Below are 20,480 nucleotides of genomic sequence, written 5' to 3'. Positions count from 1 at the left end.
GTTCTACAACATCACGAAAACATGTCTATCTGTTCATTTTTATACTGAGCAATTTTTTTCACTATACCAATTTTTGAATCTACTTTTTGCAGCGCGACCGGAGACATAAACTTAAGCAACTCTTCAAATTGGGCTACATCCCCAACATTGTGAAAGCACTTCAATTTATTAATAAAAACCACAGTCTTTTTTTGCCGCCCGAGAAGTTCAAAAACATTGCTCAATGTGCCTGAACTCTTTGCATCCCACACCATCATGCCGAAGTCAGAATCCTTGGCCATCTCGATATCTTTTGCAGTGAAAAACCCCCTTGTTCCTGGTTCATATTCGGAGACGGAAACTGATTTCACCGGCCAGCCCCCTAAATTATTCCTCGGTGTAGGGCCGCTGCAATACACCAATGCGTTACTGGCATTCATCTCACACAGATAAGATTGTATTGAACTATCCACACCACCAGCGTCACCAATCAATATCGAATATCCCTGAGCAACAATATTATCAACTCGCTGCTTAACTTTCTCATCGAGCTTCTTAATAGTTATAGATCCAGCAATAAACACTTTAGTCATTAGCCCTCCTACCAAGTAACAGTAGCGACAAAAATTTTGTTTATTTTATCGTAGCTATGGAGAATAGCACACGCGGCTTCAACTGACGCTCCTGTATCGTAACGATCATCAATCAAGAGAGCGTTCCATTTACCGTCGCCATTAATTTCATTTCCCAGTTCAATTTTCCCTTCCAAAGCCTTAGCTCGTTCATCTTTCGAACCTAAATCCTTTAGGGACTGACCTGTTGGTATCTTGGTAAGAATTTTCTGAAATACTGGTAACTTGGTGAGCACCCCAATTTCAAGAGCTATCTCAGTTACCGGCTGCCAGTTTCGTGCTTTGGAAGCAGGCATAGGGACGATGAGCCCGACAGTATCAAATAATGGATAGATGCTTTCAACAATTTGCGCGGCGAGAGGTTTTGCTTGGCTACGATCGTCTCGGTATTTCAACTGGAAAAGAGATTCGCCGGCCTCTGAGCGGGTGTTTTTAAATTCAGGATATCCAGATGAGCTATGGCCTAAAAACTCGCTCCGCAAAATATGCTTATCTAGTGAGTATCCCTTCGACCAGTTACCGCTGATTTCTCTAACATTAACCTTCATGGTCATGCTCCTCGCTCAGCGGATAGAACGATCATCGCTCCTGAAATCCCTGATAAGCCAAAGGATAGCAAACCGCCATCAAAGCATCGGTAAAAGGCAAGAAACTTCCACGAGCCGAGGACATGTCTAGGCGGATCGTTGCCCTAAAAATGCCCTAAACCAAACGCCAGAAACGAAAAAGCCCCTGAAATGTTCAACCATTTCAGGGGCTTAGTCGTATTCAATAATGGCGGAGAGATAGGGATTTGAACCCTAGGTACTGTCGCCAGTACAACGGATTTCGAATCCGTCCCGTTCGGCCACTCCGGCATCTCTCCAGTGGCGCGCATCATACCAGCACATTCGCCGGAAGCGAACCCCCGAGCGAAATTTTTTCCGTGCTATCAGATGCTTGCGTCGATTACAGCGGCACACCCAGACGCTGGGCGACTTCTTCGTAGGCTTCGATGACGTCACCGAGGCCTTGGCGGAAGCGGTCCTTGTCCATTTTCTTCTTGGTGTCCTTGTCCCAGAGGCGGCAGCCGTCCGGGCTGAATTCGTCGCCCAGGACGATGGAGCCGTCGCTGAACACGCCGAATTCAAGCTTGAAGTCCACCAGCAGCAGGCCGGCGTCGTCGAACAGCTTGGTCAGCACGTCGTTGACCTTGAGGGACAATTCCTTCATGCGCGCCAGTTGCTCGGCGGTGCCCCAACCGAATGCCACGACGTGGGATTCGTTGATGAACGGGTCGCCCTTGGCGTCGTCCTTCAGGAACAGCTCGAAGGTGTAGGGGTTGAGCTTCATGCCCTCTTCCACGCCCAGGCGCTTGACCAGGCTGCCGGCGGCGTAGTTACGCACGACGCATTCGACCGGGATCATGTCCAGCTTCTTGACCAGGCATTCGTTGTCGCCCAGCAGCTTGTCGAACTGGGTCGGCACGCCGGCGGCTTCGAGCTTTTGCATGATGAAGGCGTTGAACTTGTTGTTCACCATGCCCTTGCGGTCCAGCTGTTCGATGCGCTTGCCGTCGAACGCCGAGGTGTCGTTGCGAAACAGCAGGATCAAGCGGTCAGCGTCGTCGGTCTTGTAAACCGACTTGGCTTTGCCGCGGTAGAGTTCTTCACGTTTTTCCATGATGGGCTCCGCTTGCTAAGTAGTGGGCTAGGCGATATGTCGCCAGTCGAGCCCTGAATCTTGATCGGCCAGTTGCAGCCAGTCCGGGTCGCACCCGAGGGTGTCGACAAAACATTTCCGGGCCAGCTGCGGCAGGTTGTTCTTGCTGCTCAGATGGGCCAGGACCAGGTGTTGCAGGCCTTGCCAGCCCAACTCGGCCACCAGGAACGCTGCCTGGTGGTTGTTCAAATGTCCGTGTTCCCCGCCGACCCGCTGCTTGAGGAAGTACGGGTAGTAACCACGGGCCAGCATGTCGCGGCAGTGGTTGGACTCGATCATCAACGCATCGAGGTCCCGGTAACTGTCCATCACCCTGTCGCAATACGACCCCAGGTCGGTGAGCAAGCCGAAGCGCCGCTCGCCGTCACTGAACACATACTGCGTTGGCTCCCGGGCATCGTGGGCCACGCTGACCACGCTGATGTCCAGGCCACCGATGCGCAGTTGCTCGCCACCGGCCACGAAACCGGCTGGCTCGATGGGCTTGCGCAGGCCTTCCAGTGTGCCACGGCTCAGGTACACCGGCAGATTGTAGCGCCGAGACAGCAAACCCACGCCATGCACGTGGTCGGCATGTTCGTGGGTCACGAGTATCGCGCTCAGTTGCGCCGGGTGCACACCCAGGCGCAACAGGCGTTTCTCGGTTTCCCGCAGGGAGAAACCACAATCGACCAGCACATACGTGCCGGCGCTGGCGATCAGCGTGCCGTTGCCCTGGCTACCGCTGCCGAGAACGGCAAAACGCATCGGATCAGCCCAGGTTGTCCTGAATCACGCTCAACACCTTGCGGGCCACATCGGCCGGCGCCACGGTATTGATGTTTTTCTCGACGGTGACCTGGACGTTGTCGCCAACCTTGCTCAGGCGAACCTGGTAACGCTCGGCGCGGGCTTCGACTTCTTCCTTGTCCGGCTTGCTGCCGAACAGGCCACTGAAGAAGCCAGGCTTCTCGTCTTTCCTCTCGGCCTTTTCAGCCAGGTTGATGTAGTACAGGCCCAGGCTGCGGTTGATGTCTTCAACGCGCCACTCGCCCTGCTCCAGCGCACGGCCAACGCTCGACCAGGCACGGTCCAGGTCGGAGCCGACGTTGAGCACCGGGTTGCCGCTGCCGTCTTCGTTCAGGCTGACGCGGCTCGGGGTGTCGTAGTCCCGGGTCGCCAGCATCGACACCGAACCGCCCTGCTCTGCGGTACGGCTCATGCTGGCAAGCATGTCGTCCACCAGGGCAGCGTCGAGACCGGTATTGACCGAACGGTTGGTGAAGGCCACGTCGGCGGTGCTGCCGGCGGGACGCTCGGCGCTGACCACGTAGATTTCACTGGTGTTGCGCTGCACGCCCGGCTCGATGCGCACCCGCACGCGGGTTTCGCTGTCGGCCGCGACACCGGCGGCGCTCAGGCGCTTGGCCATGGCGGCGGACAGTTCATCGGAACGCTGCCAGGTGGTGGTGAACTCGCCGGTTTGCGGGCGCTGTTCGTCCAGGCGGAAACCGTTGTCCTGGAAGAACTGGATCGCCACGGGCCAGACTTCGGCCGGTGGGTGCTGGCCCATGACCCAGCTGGAATCGCCACTTTTCTGCAGGGTGTAGTCGCTGGCATCGGCCACGGCCGACAGCGGCTGTGGACGAGGAACGATGTATTCGCCCTTGACGCTGTCGTCCGCGACGTTGCGCGGGATCGGCAGCAACGGATCCAGGCGCTTGGCGACGCTGACGTCTTGCGGCAGTTGCATCGGTGCAGTCTGTTGCGCTTGCAGGTAATCACTACCACGGTCGCGGAAGTAACCCTCCGGCCCCCAGATCCATCCGCAGCCGCTGGTGCTGGAGATAATCAAGGCAAGTGCGGAAAGTCCGGCCATTCGCTTCATGCGTTGTACTTCCTCAATTAAACCAGGACGCCGGACTGGCGCAGGGCCTGCCGCAGCGGTTCGTGACAGGGGGTGCTCAGCCAGGTCAGTGGCAGGCGGATGCCATCGTGCATCAAGCCCATTTCGACCAAGGCCCACTTCACCGGAATCGGGTTGGCCTCGATGAACAGGTCCTTGTGCAACGGCATCAGTTTTTCGTTGATGGCCCGTGCGGTCTCGGCGTCGCCCTTGAGCGCGGCCTCGCACAGGTCGGCCATTTCGCGCGGCGCGACGTTGGCAGTGACGGAGATGTTGCCCTTGCCACCCAGCAGGATCAGTTCGACGGCGGTCGGATCATCACCGGACAGCACGATGAAGTCCTTGCCCACGCCATCGAGGATGGCCTTGGCGCGCTTCATGTCGCCGGTGGCTTCCTTGATGCCGATGATGTTCGGCACGGTGGACAGGCGGATCACGGTCTCGGCCTGCATGTCGCAGGAGGTGCGGCCGGGAACGTTGTAGAGGATCTGCGGGATGTCGACGGCTTCGGCAATGTGCTTGAAGTGCTGGTACAAGCCTTCCTGGGTCGGCTTGTTGTAGTACGGGACGACCAGCAGGCAGGCGTCGGCACCGGCTTCCTTGGCGTTGCGGGTCAGCTCGACGGCTTCGCGGGTCGAGTTGGCGCCCGTGCCGGCGATGACCGGAATGCGCCCGGCAACTTGCTTGACCACGGCTTTGATCACGGCGATGTGTTCTTCTACATCAAGCGTTGCCGACTCGCCGGTGGTACCGACGGCGACAATGGCATGGGTGCCGTTCTCAAGGTGGAAGTCCACGAGTTTGCTGAGGCTGTCCCAGTCAAGACGCCCGTCTGCATCCATGGGTGTGACCAGAGCCACCATACTGCCCGCAATCATGAAACCGCTCCTGCCGGAAAAAGAGAGCGTAATGGTACTGGCGCCAAGATGCTTGTACAAGCGAACTACCATTCCCCTTGGCGTTGGTTTTCGCTACCCTTCAGGCTTTGATCGGTATCGACAAGCTCATACGCCGGTTTCCAGCCTCCGTTTTCGACGCCACAAGCCCCGATCCCGGGTTTGTCCTGGTGCATTCCTGTTGTCGCGGAATGCAGCACAACCCGGGCACCAGGCTTGAGCCGTTCGTTTTCCGGGGCCGGGCGCCGTGTCGAGCGGCAAAGGTACCGACCGCTCATCGCTTTAGGAATGCTGCATGTCCACCCCCACAGTCCGCGAACAATTCCTTGTTATCAGTGCCCTCGGCGCCAACCCCATGGAGCTGACTAACGTCCTGTGCCGCGCCAGCCATGAAAATCGCTGCGCCGTCGTGACCTCACGCCTGACCCGTCATGGCGAATGCAGTGCACTTGTGCTCGAGATCTCCGGCAGCTGGGACGCCCTGGCGCGCCTGGAAGGCAGCCTGCCGGTGCTGGCCAAGAAGCATGCCTTTACCGTCAATGTGGTGCGCAGCGCCGCCCTGGAGAACCGTCCCCAGGCCCTGCCCTACGTGGCCTATGTGAGCTCGGCCTACCGTCCGGACATCATCAACGAGCTGTGCCAGTTCTTCATGGACCATCACGTCGAGTTGGAAAACCTGACCTGCGACACCTACCAGGCTCCGCAGACCGGCGGCACCATGCTCAACGCCACGTTCACCGTGACCCTGCCAGCCGGCACCCAGATCAGTTGGCTGCGCGATCAGTTCCTGGATTTCGCCGATGCGATGAACCTGGATGCCCTGATCGAACCGTGGCGCCCACAAAACCCAATGTAAGGAAGCGTTCATGGCCGTTGCCGTCGACCAGCCGGTTACCGATTTCCAAGCGCCCGCCACCAGCGGGCAGACCATCAGCCTCGCCGCCCTCAAGGGCAAGCAGGTGGTGATCTATTTTTACCCCAAGGACAGCACCCCTGGCTGCACCACCGAAGGCCAGGGTTTTCGCGATCAATATGCGCAGTTCCAAGCCGCCAACACTGAAGTGTTCGGCGTCTCCCGGGACAGCCTCAAGTCCCACGAGAACTTCAAGTGCAAACAGGAGTTCCCGTTCGAACTGATCAGCGACAAGGACGAGGCTATCTGCCAATTGTTCGACGTGATCAAGCTGAAAAAGCTCTATGGCAAGGAATACCTGGGGGTTGATCGCAGCACCTTTCTGATCGACAAGGAGGGTGTGCTGCGCCAGGAATGGCGTGGTGTGAAAGTGCCGGGACATGTGGATGCGGTGTTGGCGGCGGCTCAGGCCCTGAACAAGGCCTGATTTTTTCGCTGCCAGTATTGCCCCCTTCGCGAGCAGGCTCGCTCCCACAGGATTTCACGGAACACCGCAAATCCCCTGTGGGAGCGAGCCTGCTCGCGAAAAGGCCGGTAGTCTCACCGACTCATTCAGATTGACCGCTATAGCAAGGGTGCCACCACCGGCTCCTTACTCGGCCACGCATCCAGCACTGCCTTGAACAGCGTCGCCAGGGGAATCGCAAAGAACACCCCCCAGAACCCCCACAGCCCGCCAAACAGCAGCACCGCGCAGATGATCGCCACCGGGTGCAGGTTCACCGCCTCGGAGAACAGCAGCGGGACCAGCACGTTGCCGTCCAGGGTCTGGATGATCCCGTAGACCGCCATCAGGTAGATGAACTGATCGCTCCACCCCCACTGGAACAACGCAATCAAGGCCACCGGCACGGTTACCACCACGGTGCCGACGTAAGGCACCACCACCGAGATGCCCACCAGCAACGCCAGCAGGGCCGCGTAATTGAGCCCCATGGTCACGAAGCCGATGTAGGTCACGCCGCCGCAGATGAAGATCTCGATGACCTTTCCGCGAATGTAATTGGCGATCTGCCGGTTCATCTCCTGAGCCACGCGGGTAATCAGCGCCCGCTCGCGCGGCAGGTAGCCACGGACCCAACGCCCGATCATTTCCCGATCCTTGAGGAAGAAAAACACCAGGATCGGCACCAGCACCAGGTAGATCATGATGTTGACCAGCAGCGGCAGGCTGGACAGCGAAAACGTCAGCGCCCATTGGCCGAACTTGCCGATCTGGCCGCGCACGACTTCAATGGCTTGCAACACCTGCTCGTCGGACACCAGGTGCGGATAACGCTCGGGCAACAGCAACAGCACGGACTGCCATTTGGCAAGCATCCCCGGCAACTCGTTGAAGAGCGTCACCAACTGGTGCCAGAGCAGCGGCACGATCACGATTATGAACACCAACAACAAGCCCATGAACAGGGCGAACACCAAGCCCACCGCCACCGCACCCGGCAACCGCAAGCGCTCCAGGGTCGTGACCAAACCTTGCATCAGGTACGCCAGCACCATCCCCGCCAGCACCGGCGCCAACATGCCGCCCAGGGTGAGCACGGCGGTAAAGGCCAGGAATAGCAGCACTGCCAGGACTACAGCTTCTTCATCGGAGAAGTAGCGCTGGATCCAGTCGCGTAACACTTTGAACATTAAAAATCCTTAAGGACGCTGTCGGTGTTTTCAGGCTTTTTTCAGCCAATAACGGTAGACGCCGTTTTCGTCTTCTTCATGCAGCAGCGTATGACCGGCCAATCGGGCGAAGGTGCGAAAGTCACGTTGCGAGCCCGCATCCGTGGCGATCACCTTGAGCACACTGCCGCTGGCCAGGCGATTGAGTTCCAGCTTGGCCTTGAGCAACGGCAACGGACAGTTCAGGCCGCTGGCGTCCAGTTCGGCATCGTGGGCTACAGCATCAATCATGGGTTCGCTCCGCGGCAGGTCGTTGAGCGGCCTAGAATATCTGGTCCCGGGCCCGGTGTCCGGCTACAGTAGGGTCTTTGTCAACGAAGGCCTCGTGCATGACATTTCTGCGCCCCACCCTGCTGACGCTCGCTTGCCTGCTTGCCTCACCGGGCTTCGCCGACGACTTGCCGTCACTTGGCGATGCCAGTTCTGCCATCGTCTCGCCGGAACAGGAGCACCAGTTGGGTCGCGCCTGGCTGGCCCTGCTGCGCAGCCAGGTTTCACAGCTCAACGATCCACAGCTCAAGGACTACGTCGAAACCAGCGTCTACAAGCTGGTGGAGACCAGCCAGGTCAACGACCGACGCCTGGAATTCATCCTGATCAACAGCCCGCAGCTAAACGCCTTCGCCGCACCGGGCGGGATCGTCGGGGTCAACGGCGGCCTGTTCCTCAACGCCCAGACCGAAGGCGAATACGCCTCGGTCATGGCCCACGAACTGGCCCACTTGTCACAGCGCCACTTTGCCCGTGGCGTCGAAGCCCAGCAACGCATGCAGGTGCCGATGATGGCCGCACTGCTGGCCGGCATCGTGATTGCCGCCGCCGGTGGCGGTGACGCCGGGATCGCCGCCATCGCCGGGACCCAGGCCGCCGCCATCCAGGAACAACGGCGCTTCTCGCGCCAGAACGAACAGGAAGCCGACCGCATTGGCATCCAGAACCTGGAAAAGGCCGGCTACGACCCGCGGTCCATGCCCACCATGTTCGAGCGCCTGATGCGCCAGTATCGGTTCGACGCCAGGCCCCCGGAATTCCTGCTGACTCACCCGGTGACCGAATCGCGGATCGCCGACACCCGCAACCGCGCCGAACAGGCCAGGCCGGGCGGCATCGAGGACAGCGTGCGCTATCAACTGATTCGCGCACGGGTCCAGCTGACCTATGAAGAAACCCCGGGCCTGGCCGCGAAGCGCTTCCGGGCACAGCTGGACGAGAACCCGAAGAACGACGTGGCACGCTATGGCCTGGCGATCGCGCAGATCAAGGGCGGCCAGTTGAACGAAGCACGGGAGAACCTCAAGCCACTGCTTGCCAAATCTCCCAACGAGATTATCTACAACCTCGCCCAGGTGGACCTGGACATCACCAGCAACAAACTGGCCGACGCTCAGTCCCGCGTTGACCGGTTGCTGAGCCAGTACCCGGGCAACTATCCGCTCAACCAGGTCCGCGTCGACCTGCTGCTCAAGCAGAACCGTCCCGCCGATGCCGAGAAGGCCCTGGAAACCTTGCTCAAGTCGCGCCCGGACGATCCGGACGTCTGGTACATGGTGGCCGAGACCCGTGGACTCTCCGGCAACATCATTGGCCTGCATCAGGCCCGCGCCGAGTACTTCGCCCTGGTGGGCGATTACCGTCAGGCCATCCAGCAACTGGACTTCGCCAAACGGCGCGCCGGCACCAACTTCCCCCTGTCGTCACGCATCGATGCGCGTCAGCGGGAACTCATGGAGCAGGAACGCATGGTCAAGGACATGATGGGCTGAGCATTGGCCAGGCAATAAAAAACCGCCTCTCTCGAGGCGGTTTTTTATGAGCCGCTAACCGGTCATTCGGCCAGCTTGAAGGTGATGAAGCTCGCACGTCCCTGGCGCAGGACCCGCATCGACACCGAACGATTCTTCGGCAGTGCCTTGGCGATGTCGGTGAACTCCTTGGCGGAACCGATGGCCTGGTTGTTCAGGTGCGTGATGATGTCGCCCGGCTGGAGACCGATCAGCGCGGCAGGACCTTCCTGCACTTCCTTGATCACCACACCGCCCTGCAGTTCCAGGGTGCGTTTCTGCTCTTCGGTCAGCTCGACCACAGCCACACCCAAGCGATTGCTGCTGCGTTCGACGCCAGATTTTGGCAGCGAATCCAGCTCCTTGCCTTCTTCAGGAATGGCGCCGACGGTCAACTCGACGTTCTTGCGCTTGCCTTCGCGGATCACTTCCAGATTAGCCTTCGCGCCAGCCTTGAGGGCGCCCACCAAGTGTGGCAGGTCAGCGGACATGACGATCGGCTGGCCATTCATGCTCAGGATCACGTCACCCACTTGCAGGCCGCCCTTGGCAGCCGGGCCACCTTCCTGGATCTGCGCCACCAGCGCACCGGCAGGTTTATCCAGCCCGAACGACTCGGCCAGGTCCTTGTTCACTTCCTGGATCACCACGCCCAACCAGCCACGGCTGACCTTGCCTTCGCTTTTCAGTTGGTTGGACACGTCCATGGCCACATCGATCGGAATGGCGAAGGACACCCCCATGAAGCCGCCCGAACGGGTATAGATCTGGGAGTTGATGCCGACCACTTCACCGGCAAGGTTGAACAGCGGGCCACCGGAGTTACCCGGGTTGATCGGCACGTCGGTCTGGATGAACGGCACGTAGTTTTCGTTCGGCAGGCTGCGACCGATGGCGCTGACAATGCCCTGGGTCACGGTGTGGTCGAAGCCGAACGGCGAACCGATGGCCACCACCCATTGGCCGGCTTTCAGGTCCTGGGATTTGCCCAGCTTGAGCACCGGCAGGTCCTTGCCTTCGATTTTCAACAGCGCCACGTCGGAACGTGGATCGGTGCCGATCAGCTTGGCCTTGAGCTCGCTACGATCGGCCAGGCGCACCAGGATTTCGTCGGCATCGGCGATCACATGGTTGTTGGTCAGGATGTAGCCATCAGGCGAAATGATGAAGCCCGAGCCCAGGGATTGCGCTTCGCGCTGGCGGCCACCGCCGGGCGAGCGCGGCTGTTGCGGCATGCCGCGCTCGAAGAACTCCCGCAGCATGGGCGGCAAGCCTTCCAGGTCCGGCATCTGCGGGTCCGATACACGGCGATCCGGCAGCTTCTGGGTGGTGCTGATGTTCACCACGGCGGGTGAAGCCTGCTCGACCAGTTGCGTGAAATCAGGCAATTCGACCGCCACGGCAGGAACGGCCTGGCCGAGCACAAGCACGGTGGCAAAAATGGAGAGATAGGTTTTCAAGCGTGGTATCGACATACGGCTCCCGTTACGACGAGCATGGTTAAGCGATATGGAGCAAGGAATACCAGGGAAAGATACGCCGGTATTTTTGTTCCGGGAACAGACAAGGCCAGAGCCGAGCGGCTCTGACCTATAGAAAAAAAGCTGAGTTTTTGCAAATGAAAATGCTGACAGGAAGTTTCGGCATTTCGATCAAGCCCTGGCATTATCAGCCTCTCGCGCAATCGAATCACCTGTGCCGCCAGCAGCCTATTGGGTCGCCGTGACGTCGGAGCGCATGGACAACGCGATCCGTTCCGCCGTACCGATAGGAATCTCACCGACTACCGTGACCATCATTTCGCCCTGGGGCGTCGTCAGTCTGCGGGAGACGGCGGCCGTCGGGCCGAGCTGAGTCCGGGTATCGGTGGCATTGGCACCGTTCAACGGTTCGAGGAACACCGAGAAGCGCGCCAGACCGTCGTCATACATCAGGCTGCTGACTTGGACTTGGGTATCCGGGTCCTTGCGTGCAGCACTGCTGGTCAGCTCGAAGCCGGGCGGCAGCCAGTCCGAGTGCCAGGCGGTTTTCGCCGCGACGGCCTTGCCAGGATCCTGCGCGACAGCCTTGCAATCGGCGCTGGCCTGCAGGTCACCGTCGGTGGGCGCCGCGACGTTCAAGCGGGTGAACTGGAAGCGTTCGAGCAACTGGCCCTTGTCATTGAGCAGCAGGGACTTGAGCGGCAAGCCGGTCTCTTTGTCCAGGTGCAGCTCGAAGCCATAGCGATGCTGGTCCTTGGGCGTCAATGCCACGATGACCGCTTTACGCCCGGCCACACGCGACTTGCCAATGACGGCAAGGTCATACCAATTCTTGAGTTTTTGCGGATCGAGCGTACGTGAAGTGCCTTCCGGCGTACTGCCCAGCCCCGCGATCAAGGAGCCGCTGACGCATTGAGTATGCCCATCAATGCGCAGGACTTCCTGTGCCGAGCCGTCGAGCTGGAGTAACCGCTCGCGGACTTTGCCATCCTGGACGCGATGCCAGATGTTATGGGTAGAAAAACTACCGTTGCGCTCGTAAACGAAAGTGCCCTGGAAGCTCTGCTGTTGCTCGGCTTGACTCAGGCGGTTCAACCAGTCCTGAGCTTCATCGGCATGGGCTGGAATCGCACACCAGCCACCAAGCAGAAGCGTGAATAGAGGTATGGCGCGCAATGGCTTTCCTTATTAACGGTTTTCCAGGCTGGCGGCACGGGCGTAAGGCAGCGCGCTTTCGGTACCTTTCAGGGCAGCTTGTTGGGCATGCTGACGCAGGTAGTTGGGCAGGCGCTGATCATGCCAGCCAGGCTGGCCTTGCAGAACACCGTTGACCATCGGGCCTGCGGTTTCCGAACCTTCGCTGTAACCGGCCAATACCGCTGGGCCCTTGACCTGTGGAGCTGCCAAGCCAGGCTGGTTGGACTGCTGCGCCATTTGCACGCCGGCAATCTCATCCTGGTTGTACAGACGTACACCCGCCAGTACAGCGACGGTGACCGAGGCGGCTACCGCCAGGCGACCCAAGCTGCGCCATGGTCCGCGGGAAGCTTTTGCCGGTACGGCTTCGTCAGCCAATGCAGCAGAAACGGCGGCAGCGATGTCCAGGCGTGGAAGCAACAAATCCTTGTGCATCACAGCCCGGGCGATCTGGTAACGAGCCCAGGTCTCACGTGTTTCAACATCGTCGAAGGCATTCAATACCCGACGTAATTCAAGTTCGTCCGCTTCGTTGTCCATAACTGCGGACAGCGATTCCTGCAGGGCTTCACGACTCATGGCGTTCCTCTCTTGGCTGTCGCCGCTGTCTCTAGTTTTCCTGCAACAACGGTTGCAGGGCTTTATCAATGGCCTCCCGAGCGCGGAAAATCCGGGAGCGCACGGTGCCCACAGGACATTGCATGACGCTCGCAATGTCTTCGTAACTCAGACCGTCGAACTCACGTAAAGTTAAAGCCGTACGCAAATCTTCAGGCAGTTGCTGGATGGTTCGATGGACGGTGCCTTCAATCTCATCCCGCAGCAACGCACGTTCCGGTGATTCGAGATCCTTGAGGCCATGATCGCCATCGTAGAACTCGGCATCTTCAGAACTTACATCGCTATCCGGCGGCCGGCGGCCGCGTGAAACCAGATAGTTTTTCGCCGTGTTGATGGCGATGCGGTAAAGCCACGTGTAAAACGCGCTGTCCCCGCGAAAATTACCAAGTGCGCGGTAGGCCTTGATGAAGGCTTCCTGAGCGACATCCTGCGCTTCATGGGTGTCGTGCACGAAACGCACGATCAACCCGAGAATTTTGTGCTGGTATTTCAGCACTAGCAGATCGAAAGCTCGCTTGTCGCCGCGTTGGACGCGCTCGACCAGCTGCTGATCCTCTTCCTGGGTTAGCATGAACACTCCTCGATAAGCTCGAAGGAGGCTTGCATTACTAATTGACCGGGCTTGCAAACATAGACTCGGGCTTTTCGCAAAAGTTCTCCCCCTTCCAAGCAAGTTTCCGACGCGCTCTGATCTCGGCACGCACGAAAAACGCAGCAGGAGATTCCCCGGCTGCGCGAATAATCTGTCGCCGGGCCTATTGGCAGGGATTCCAATCGAAATCCTGCATCAACCCGACGCTGCTCCCTTTTGCAGACAACCGTCTATTGAACGTAGGCGCCTGGCAAAAGTTCCCGCTATTTCCAGCGTCGCAAATAGAATAATGGACGACCATGACGTGATAAACAGCGTTCTGTCTTCGAAACAGACGCCTTTGTCGACTCAGCGCCAACCGGCTGGTCCGACGAAGCGTGCCGCTTTTCTGTCACACTGGTTTCACATTGCCATGAATGCCCGGCTATTGTGCCGATCCCCCCCTCTATATACTAGTGGGCTGCGTGGCTGCCCGACCCGTTGAAGCGGTGTCTGGCGCCAACCCCGACCCGGGTCGCCTTGAGCGGAAACCATTCGAATGAGCCAACAGTTCCAACATGATGTTCTGGTAATCGGCAGCGGTGCCGCCGGATTGAGCCTGGCCCTGACCTTGCCTGCGCATTTGCGCATCGCCGTCCTGAGCAAGGGCGACCTGGCCAACGGTTCGACCTTCTGGGCCCAGGGCGGCGTCGCCGCCGTGCTGGACGATACCGACACCATTGAATCCCACGTCGACGACACCCTCAACGCTGGCGGCGGCCTTTGCGATCCGCAAGCGGTGCGCTTCACGGTCGAGCACAGCCGGGAAGCCATCCAGTGGCTGATCGACCAAGGCGTGCCGTTTACCCGTGACGAACAATCGGGCACCGAAGACGGCGGTTTCGAGTTCCACCTGACCCGCGAAGGCGGCCACAGCCATCGGCGCATCATTCACGCAGCCGACGCCACCGGCGCGGCGATCTTCAAGACCCTCCTCGCCCAGGCGCGACAACGGCCGAACATCGAATTGCTGGAACAGCGCGTCGCGGTCGACCTGATCACCGAAAAACGCCTGGGCCTGGACGGTGATCGCTGCCTCGGCGCCTACGTGCTCAATCGCGGCACCGGTGAAGTCGACACCTACGGCGCGCGCTTCGTCATCCTGGCGTCCGGTGGCGCCGCAAAGGTCTACCTTTATACCAGCAACCCCGACGGCGCCTGCGGCGACGGCATCGCCATGGCCTGGCGCTCGGGGTGCCGGGTGGCGAACCTGGAGTTCAACCAGTTTCACCCCACCTGCCTCTACCACCCGCAGGCCAAGAGCTTCCTGGTGACCGAGGCCCTGCGTGGCGAAGGAGCTCATTTGAAGCTCCCCAACGGCGAACGCTTCATGCAACGCTTCGACCCGCGCGCCGAACTGGCACCACGGGACATCGTCGCCCGGGCCATCGACCATGAAATGAAGCGCCTGGGTATCGATTGCGTCTACCTGGACATCAGCCACAAGCCCGAAGCGTTCATCAAGAGCCACTTCCCGACGGTGTACGAGCGCTGCCTGGAATTCTCCATCGACATCACCAAGCAACCGATCCCGGTGGTGCCGGCAGCGCATTACACCTGCGGTGGCGTGATGGTCGATCAACGCGGCCGCACCGACGTGCCGGGCCTCTACGCCATTGGCGAAACCAGCTTCACCGGCCTGCACGGCGCCAACCGCATGGCCAGCAACTCGCTGCTGGAATGTTTCGTCTACGCCCGATCGGCGGCGGCAGACATCCTTGAGCAATTGCCACAGATCGCCATTCCGGCCGCCCTGCCCTCGTGGGACGCCAGCCAGGTCACCGACTCGGACGAAGACGTGATCATCGCCCACAACTGGGACGAGCTGCGGCGCTTCATGTGGGACTACGTCGGCATCGTGCGCACCAACAAGCGCCTGCAACGGGCACAGCACCGGGTGCGCTTGCTGCTGGATGAGATCGACGAGTTCTACAGCAACTACAAAGTCAGCCGCGACCTGATCGAGTTGCGCAACCTGGCCCAGGTGGCCGAACTGATGATTCGCTCGGCCATGGAGCGCAAGGAAAGCCGGGGGCTGCATTACACCCTCGACTACCCGAACCTGCTGCCCGAGGCGCTGGACACTATCCTGGTGCCGCCCACCTACGCCGACTGAACCTGAGCTGCACCCGCAGGCGCCGATGGACATCCGGCGCCAGCGCGTCGCGGGGCACGCACAGCGAGCGAACCCGCCGCTCGCCCTGCAGGCGAAAGCGCAGCACGATGATCATTGGCAGCGCCAGGCTATCGGGACGCAATTGCACAGCCCGCCAGCCGTCGGCCCGGTTCCAGAGCTGCCAGCTAGCGGCGTTACGACGCAACCCGCAAAAAGCCCGGCGCTGGGTCAGCAATAAATGTCGAGGGATCACCCAGGCGCCATGGGCCAGGCACACTACGCCGCCAAGCGCTGCGCACCAGGACGGCACGGACAACAGGAACAACGAACCCAGGGCGAACGCCTGGGCAAGCAGATAGGCCGCCAGCAACTGCCCGGAGGCCTGCCAGCGGCATTCAAAGCGATTACTTGGGCTGAACACGGTCCAGGATCATCCGGACCATGCGCTGCAACTCAGGGTCTTCGGATTCGCTGCGTTCCATGAACCAGCCGAACATGTCCTGATCCTCGCATTCGAGCAAGCGGACGTAGCACGCACGGTCCACTTCATTGAGATGGGGATAAACCTCTTTCACGAATGGCACCAGCAGTACGTCCAGCTCAAGCATGCCGCGGCGGCTGTGCCAATAGAGGCGATTCAGTTCAACGTCTTCGACCATGGAGCGCTCCTCAAATAGAGCGCAAGTATACAGCCCCCACCGCAGCGGAACAGACAGCTTTGGTCGGGCGCCATCGATCCTTTGTGAACTACCCATTTCAAGGGCGTCCCCTTATGATGTCTACCAGACTTTTTACCCTGCGATGACCCATGGCTGATTTCGCTTTTTTCTGCACCCTGTCCCACGAAGGCGTCCTCGCGGTCCGCGGCGTGGATGCCAGCAAATTCCTGCAAGGCCAATTGACCTGCAACCTCGACTACCTGAGCGACAACCGGGCCAGCCTCGGCGCCCGCTGCACCCAGAAAGGCCGGATGCAATCGAGTTTCCGCATCCTGCTCGAAGGCGACGGCGTGTTGATGGCCATGGCCACCGAACTGCTCGAACCGCAACTGGCGGACCTGAAAAAATATGCCGTGTTTTCCAAATCCAAGCTCACCAACGAAAGCGCCGCCTGGGTTCGCTTCGGCCTGGAAAACGCCGACACGACCCTGGCCGGCCTGGGCCTGGAACTGCCGAGCGACACCGACAGCGTGGCGCGCCATGAAGCCTTGATCGCGATCCGTGTTTCGCCGGGCCGCGCCGAATTGTGGGTCCCCGCCGAACAGGCCCAGACACTGCGCACCCGCCTGGGCGCCGAACTGGCCGAGGCGGACCTGAACCCGTGGCTATTGGGCCAGATCCGTGCCGGGATCGGCCAGGTCATGCCGGCCACCCGCGAATTGTTCATTCCACAGATGCTCAACCTGCAAGCCGTCGGCGGCGTCAGTTTCAAGAAAGGCTGCTACACCGGCCAGGAAATCGTCGCCCGCATGCAATACCTGGGCAAGCTCAAGCGGCGCCTGTATCGCCTGCAACTGGACGCCAGCGAACTGCCGGAACCCGGCACGGCGCTGTTCTCCCCCACGCATGGCAGTTCCATCGGCGAAGTGGTGATTGCCGCCCGCGGCGAGGGAAACATTGAACTGCTGGCGGTATTGCAAGCCGAAGCAGCAGAAGACGACAATCTGCACCTCGGTACCCTGGAAGGCCCGCGCCTTCATTTGTTGGACCTGCCTTACGAACTGGACCGCGACCGCGAAATCCAGCGCTGATCGCAGCATTTGCCGCAATACCCTAGAGAACCTAAATGAGCGATTTGGCGGATAAGGTCCAACGGGATTTGGTACAGGCCATCGATAACGATGACCTGGTTCTGCCAACATTACCGGAAGTGGCCATGCAGATTCGCCGGGCCGCCGAAGACCCGGAAATCAGCGTCAGTAACCTGAGCAAAGTAATCGGTCGCGATACGGCCCTCTCGGCACGCCTGATAAAAGTGGTCAACAGCCCGCTGTTGCGCGCCACCCAGGAAGTCACTGACCTGCACACAGCCATCACTCGACTGGGCGTCAACTACAGCAGCAACCTGGCCATCGGCCTGGTAATGGAGCAGATTTTCCATGCCCGCTCCGAGGTGGTGGAACTGAAGATGCGCGAAGTCTGGCGCAAGAGCCTGGAGATCGCCGGCGTCAGCTATGCGCTGTGTCGCGGCTACACCCAACTCAAGCCCGACCAGGCCGCATTGGGCGGGCTGGTGCATCAGATCGGCGTGCTACCGATCCTCACGTATGCACAAGACAATAATGAATTGCTGTCGGACCCGGTCAGCCTCAACCACGTCATCGAGACGATTCACCCGGTGCTGGGGGACAAGTTGCTCAGTGTCTGGGAATTTCCGGAGCGGTTGGTGAAGCTGCCAGGGCTGTACCTGGATTTCAGCCGGGACTCCAAGCAAATCGATTATGTCGATCTGGTGCAGGTCGCTGCGCTGTACTGCTACAAGGACACCGACCACCCGCTGTCCAGGATCGACGTGTTCGGCGTCCCGGCCTTCAAGAAACTGGGCATCGACCCGGAAAACAAGGCCCGCTGCGCGGATATCGAAGAAGCGCGGTCGATGTTCTACTAGGAACATCTGAAACCATGAAGACCTCTCTGGCCATGCCTCTCTTTTGTGGTCAGGAACGCTTTTGTGGCGAGGGAGCTTGCTCCCGCTCGGTCGCGTAGCGGCCGCAAAAGTTAGGGCTGCTTCGCAACCCAGCGGGAGCAAGCTCCCTCGCCACAGGGTTTTGCATCGTCAGGTTTATCCGGGGATAAAACTCACCCGCACCTTCAACCCGCGCTCCAGCCCATCGTGCAAGGTGATCTGCGCCAGATGCGCGCGGCAGATTTCGCCGACGATCGCCAACCCAAGCCCCGAACCGGCCACTTGCTGGTTGCGTCGATAGAACCGCTCGAACACCCGGTCCCGCTCATGCAACGGAATGCCGGGGCCATCGTCCTCGACTTCCAGCACCGCCGGCGCTGCCACCCGCAGGATCACGTTGCCGCCCGACGGAGTGTGCGCCAGGGCGTTGTCCACGAGATTGCTCAACAGCTCGTTCAACAAGGTCGGCTCGCCCCGCAGCCATACCGGTTCGTCGGCCTCCAGGGCCAGCGCCACGCCTCGGGCATGGGCCAACGGGGCCATGGCCATGCCCAATTCGCGGGCCAACTGGCTGAGATCGAGCAACTGCGCGCCGCCTTCGGCAATGGCCCGGGCGCCATTTTCCACCCGGGCCAGGGACAGCAACTGATTGGCCAGGTGGGTCAATCGGTCGGTGCCCTGGGCCGTGGTTTCCAGGGTTTCACGCCAGGTCGCCGGTTCGCTGGCGCGCAAGCCCAGCTCAAGACGCGCCTTGAGCGCGGCCAAGGGCGTGCGCAGCTCATGGGCGGCATCGGCGATGAACTGCGCTTGACGTTCGAACTGCCCGCGCAGGCGCTCGGTGAAATGATTGAGGGCCCGCACAAGCGGCCATAACTCGTGTTGCACCTCCACCAGGGGCAACGGCCGCAGATCGTCCGGCTGACGCTCCTCCACCGCCGTGCGCAAGCGCTCTAGCGGACGCAGCGCCGCGCTGACCGCAAACCACACCAACAGCAGCGCACCCACGGCCAGCATGCCCAGGCGCAACAATGTGTCAGCCATCAGCCCGCGGGCCATGCTGACCCGCGCCTCTTCGGTCTCCGCCACGCGAATTTCCGCCATGCCGTTCATGTTCGGCTCGCTCACGGCCTTGAGCAGGCTCACCACCCGCACGCTCTGCCCTTGGTACTGGGCATTATAGAAGCGCGCCAGGGCCGGGTAATCGTCCGTGCGTGGCGTCCCGGGCGGTGGGCCGGGGAGGTTTTCGTAGCCGGAAATCAGCTTCTTGTCGATGTCATTGACCTGGTAATAAATGCGCCCGGCGCTGTCATAGGCGAAGGTGTCCAGGGCCACGTAGGGCACATCCGCGCTGAGGCTGCCGTCGCGCTGGGACAGGCCAGCCGCGATGGTCCGCGCCGAGGCCAACAGGGTCCGATCATAGGCGGTGTCCGCCGCTTCGCGACCGTTCCAGTAGGCGCTCAAGCCGCTGGCGAGCATCAGCACCACCAGCAGCAATGCCAGGTTCCTGAGCAGCCGCCAGCGCAGGCTGTCGGGCTTATGCATTGCGGTTTTCCAGCAGGTAGCCCAAGCCGCGGAACGTCACGATCGCCACCGCATGGCCGTCGAGTTTCTTGCGCAGGCGATGAACGTAGATTTCGATGGCGTCGGGGCTGGCCTCTTCGTCCAGGCCGAACACCTGGGCCGCCAGTTGCTCCTTGCTCATCACCCGTCCCGGCCGGGCAATCAACGCTTCCAGCACGGCTTGCTCGCGGGAGGTCAGGGTCAGCAATTCGTCGTCGAGGGTAAAACGGCGGGTGTCCAGGTCGTAGACCAGCCCGCCGCAGCGCTGCTGGCGTTCGCCGCCCAGTACACTGCGGCGCAACAGCGCCTTGACCCGGGCCTCCAGCTCAGTGAGTTCGAATGGCTTGGCCAGGTAATCGTCGGCCCCCAGGTTAAGGCCATGGACGCGGTCCTTGACGTCGCTGCGGGCGGTCAGCATCAGCACCGGCAAGGTCTTGCCGCGGGCCCGCAGGCGCGCCAGCACCTCGAAACCGTCCATGCGCGGCAGCCCGACATCGAGGACCGCCACGGCGTATTCCTCGCTGCTCAAGGCCAGGTCGGCCGCTACGCCATCATGCAACACGTCCACAGTCAAACCGGTGCTCTTGAGCGCCTGGGCAACGCTTTCGGCGAGCTGCAGATGGTCTTCGACGAGCAGGACACGCATGGATTATTCCTCGATTCAGGGATGGCCGGCGCCATTCTTTGGCGCGGAGTTTACAGCCGCATCCGCCACTGTGAAGCCAAAAAACACGCTGAAAGCTTTTGAAAGGTTAGCGAAAGGTTCGGTCGTTAGAGTCTTGAAACGG

22 protein-coding genes and 1 tRNA gene are annotated in these 20,480 nt (G+C 60.3%); 6 read left to right on the top strand and 17 right to left on the bottom strand.

The window, feature by feature from the left end; translation table 11 throughout:
* Positions 1–11: 11 nt before the first annotated feature.
* From J3361_RS15575 to dapA, 7 genes are all read right to left on the bottom strand, one after another.
* Positions 12–572: a hypothetical protein gene (locus J3361_RS15575; protein WP_207965330.1), complete on the bottom strand. Its 561-nt coding sequence runs from the start codon at positions 570–572 to the stop codon at positions 12–14.
* A gap of 8 nt (positions 573–580) precedes the next feature.
* Positions 581–1,159: a ComF family protein gene (locus J3361_RS15570; protein WP_207965329.1), complete on the bottom strand. Its 579-nt coding sequence runs from the start codon at positions 1,157–1,159 to the stop codon at positions 581–583.
* A gap of 227 nt (positions 1,160–1,386) precedes the next feature.
* Positions 1,387–1,476, bottom strand: a tRNA-Ser gene (locus J3361_RS15565).
* 83 nt (positions 1,477–1,559) lie between these two features.
* Positions 1,560–2,273 (bottom strand): phosphoribosylaminoimidazolesuccinocarboxamide synthase, encoded by a 714-nt coding sequence (purC, locus tag J3361_RS15560; protein WP_030141208.1) that lies wholly within the window; start codon positions 2,271–2,273, stop codon positions 1,560–1,562.
* Positions 2,274–2,300: 27 nt separating this feature from the next.
* Positions 2,301–3,059, bottom strand: a complete 759-nt coding sequence (locus J3361_RS15555) for an MBL fold metallo-hydrolase (RefSeq protein WP_207965328.1) — start codon at positions 3,057–3,059, stop codon at positions 2,301–2,303.
* A gap of 4 nt (positions 3,060–3,063) precedes the next feature.
* On the bottom strand, positions 3,064–4,179 hold the full coding sequence (bamC, locus tag J3361_RS15550) for an outer membrane protein assembly factor BamC (protein ID WP_186704553.1): 1,116 nt from the start codon (positions 4,177–4,179) through the stop codon (positions 3,064–3,066).
* A gap of 17 nt (positions 4,180–4,196) precedes the next feature.
* Complete coding sequence (gene dapA, locus J3361_RS15545) at positions 4,197–5,075, bottom strand: 4-hydroxy-tetrahydrodipicolinate synthase (RefSeq protein WP_186704552.1); 879 nt, start codon at positions 5,073–5,075, stop codon at positions 4,197–4,199.
* 313 nt (positions 5,076–5,388) lie between these two features.
* On the opposite strand from dapA, the gene J3361_RS15540 reads away from it, so the two are divergent.
* Together J3361_RS15540 and J3361_RS15535 are read left to right on the top strand one after the other, a co-directional pair.
* A complete protein-coding gene (locus J3361_RS15540; RefSeq protein ID WP_003184325.1) occupies positions 5,389–5,949 on the top strand; it encodes a glycine cleavage system protein R in 561 nt (186 codons plus the stop codon).
* Positions 5,950–5,959: 10 nt separating this feature from the next.
* The gene (locus J3361_RS15535) at positions 5,960–6,433 is read left to right on the top strand and encodes a peroxiredoxin (RefSeq protein ID WP_207965327.1); all 474 of its coding nucleotides are present in this window, start codon (positions 5,960–5,962) and stop codon (positions 6,431–6,433) included.
* Between the two features lie 137 nt (positions 6,434–6,570).
* Here J3361_RS15535 and J3361_RS15530 read toward each other — a convergent pair whose 3' ends face one another.
* Both J3361_RS15530 and J3361_RS15525 read right to left on the bottom strand, forming a co-directional pair.
* A complete protein-coding gene (locus tag J3361_RS15530) occupies positions 6,571–7,641 on the bottom strand; it encodes an AI-2E family transporter (RefSeq protein ID WP_207965326.1) in 1,071 nt (356 codons plus the stop codon).
* A 30-nt stretch (positions 7,642–7,671) separates the two neighbouring features.
* On the bottom strand, positions 7,672–7,911 hold the full coding sequence (locus tag J3361_RS15525) for a sulfurtransferase TusA family protein (protein WP_207965325.1): 240 nt from the start codon (positions 7,909–7,911) through the stop codon (positions 7,672–7,674).
* A gap of 98 nt (positions 7,912–8,009) precedes the next feature.
* On the opposite strand from J3361_RS15525, the gene J3361_RS15520 reads away from it, so the two are divergent.
* Positions 8,010–9,443: a M48 family metalloprotease gene (locus J3361_RS15520; protein WP_207965324.1), complete on the top strand. Its 1,434-nt coding sequence runs from the start codon at positions 8,010–8,012 to the stop codon at positions 9,441–9,443.
* A 62-nt stretch (positions 9,444–9,505) separates the two neighbouring features.
* Here J3361_RS15520 and J3361_RS15515 read toward each other — a convergent pair whose 3' ends face one another.
* The 4 genes from J3361_RS15515 to rpoE all read right to left on the bottom strand — a co-directional run bounded on the left by J3361_RS15515 (position 9,506) and on the right by rpoE (position 13,331).
* Positions 9,506–10,936: a DegQ family serine endoprotease gene (locus J3361_RS15515; RefSeq protein ID WP_207965323.1), complete on the bottom strand. Its 1,431-nt coding sequence runs from the start codon at positions 10,934–10,936 to the stop codon at positions 9,506–9,508.
* A 234-nt stretch (positions 10,937–11,170) separates the two neighbouring features.
* Entirely contained in the window at positions 11,171–12,118 is a 948-nt protein-coding gene (locus J3361_RS15510) for a MucB/RseB C-terminal domain-containing protein (protein ID WP_207965322.1), read from the bottom strand.
* 12 nt (positions 12,119–12,130) lie between these two features.
* A complete protein-coding gene (locus J3361_RS15505; protein ID WP_014337028.1) occupies positions 12,131–12,718 on the bottom strand; it encodes an RseA family anti-sigma factor in 588 nt (195 codons plus the stop codon).
* A 31-nt stretch (positions 12,719–12,749) separates the two neighbouring features.
* Entirely contained in the window at positions 12,750–13,331 is a 582-nt protein-coding gene (gene rpoE / locus J3361_RS15500; protein ID WP_003172477.1) for an RNA polymerase sigma factor RpoE, read from the bottom strand.
* A 559-nt stretch (positions 13,332–13,890) separates the two neighbouring features.
* Here rpoE and nadB point away from each other — a divergent pair.
* On the top strand, positions 13,891–15,507 hold the full coding sequence (nadB, locus tag J3361_RS15495) for an L-aspartate oxidase (protein WP_186704546.1): 1,617 nt from the start codon (positions 13,891–13,893) through the stop codon (positions 15,505–15,507).
* Here the strand turns inward: nadB and J3361_RS15490 are convergent.
* Entirely contained in the window at positions 15,476–15,928 is a 453-nt protein-coding gene (locus tag J3361_RS15490; RefSeq protein WP_207965321.1) for a protein YgfX, read from the bottom strand. The genes nadB and J3361_RS15490 overlap by 32 nt on opposite strands.
* The gene (locus J3361_RS15485) at positions 15,912–16,166 is read right to left on the bottom strand and encodes a succinate dehydrogenase assembly factor 2 (protein ID WP_003184348.1); all 255 of its coding nucleotides are present in this window, start codon (positions 16,164–16,166) and stop codon (positions 15,912–15,914) included. The genes J3361_RS15490 and J3361_RS15485 overlap by 17 nt, the downstream gene beginning before the upstream one ends.
* A gap of 149 nt (positions 16,167–16,315) precedes the next feature.
* Between J3361_RS15485 and J3361_RS15480 the strand changes: the two genes are divergently transcribed.
* Complete coding sequence (locus J3361_RS15480) at positions 16,316–17,257, top strand: folate-binding protein YgfZ (RefSeq protein ID WP_207965320.1); 942 nt, start codon at positions 16,316–16,318, stop codon at positions 17,255–17,257.
* 35 nt (positions 17,258–17,292) lie between these two features.
* On the top strand, positions 17,293–18,114 hold the full coding sequence (locus J3361_RS15475; RefSeq protein WP_186704543.1) for an HDOD domain-containing protein: 822 nt from the start codon (positions 17,293–17,295) through the stop codon (positions 18,112–18,114).
* A gap of 174 nt (positions 18,115–18,288) precedes the next feature.
* On the opposite strand, the gene J3361_RS15470 is transcribed toward J3361_RS15475, so the two are convergent.
* Positions 18,289–19,674 carry a sensor histidine kinase gene (locus J3361_RS15470; protein WP_207965319.1) on the bottom strand — a complete coding sequence of 462 codons (1,386 nt, stop codon included), beginning with the start codon at positions 19,672–19,674 and terminating at the stop codon, positions 18,289–18,291.
* Positions 19,667–20,338 (bottom strand): response regulator, encoded by a 672-nt coding sequence (locus J3361_RS15465; RefSeq protein WP_003198779.1) that lies wholly within the window; start codon positions 20,336–20,338, stop codon positions 19,667–19,669. Before J3361_RS15465 ends, J3361_RS15470 begins: the two co-directional genes overlap by 8 nt.
* Positions 20,339–20,480: the final 142 nt, after the last annotated feature.

It is taken from the genome of Pseudomonas sp. OA65 (assembly GCF_017498305.1).
GTDB classification, from domain to species: domain Bacteria; phylum Pseudomonadota; class Gammaproteobacteria; order Pseudomonadales; family Pseudomonadaceae; genus Aquipseudomonas; species Aquipseudomonas zanjanensis.
Note: the sequence above shows the minus strand (reverse complement) of the source record. Positions and strands in the feature narration are given on the sequence as shown.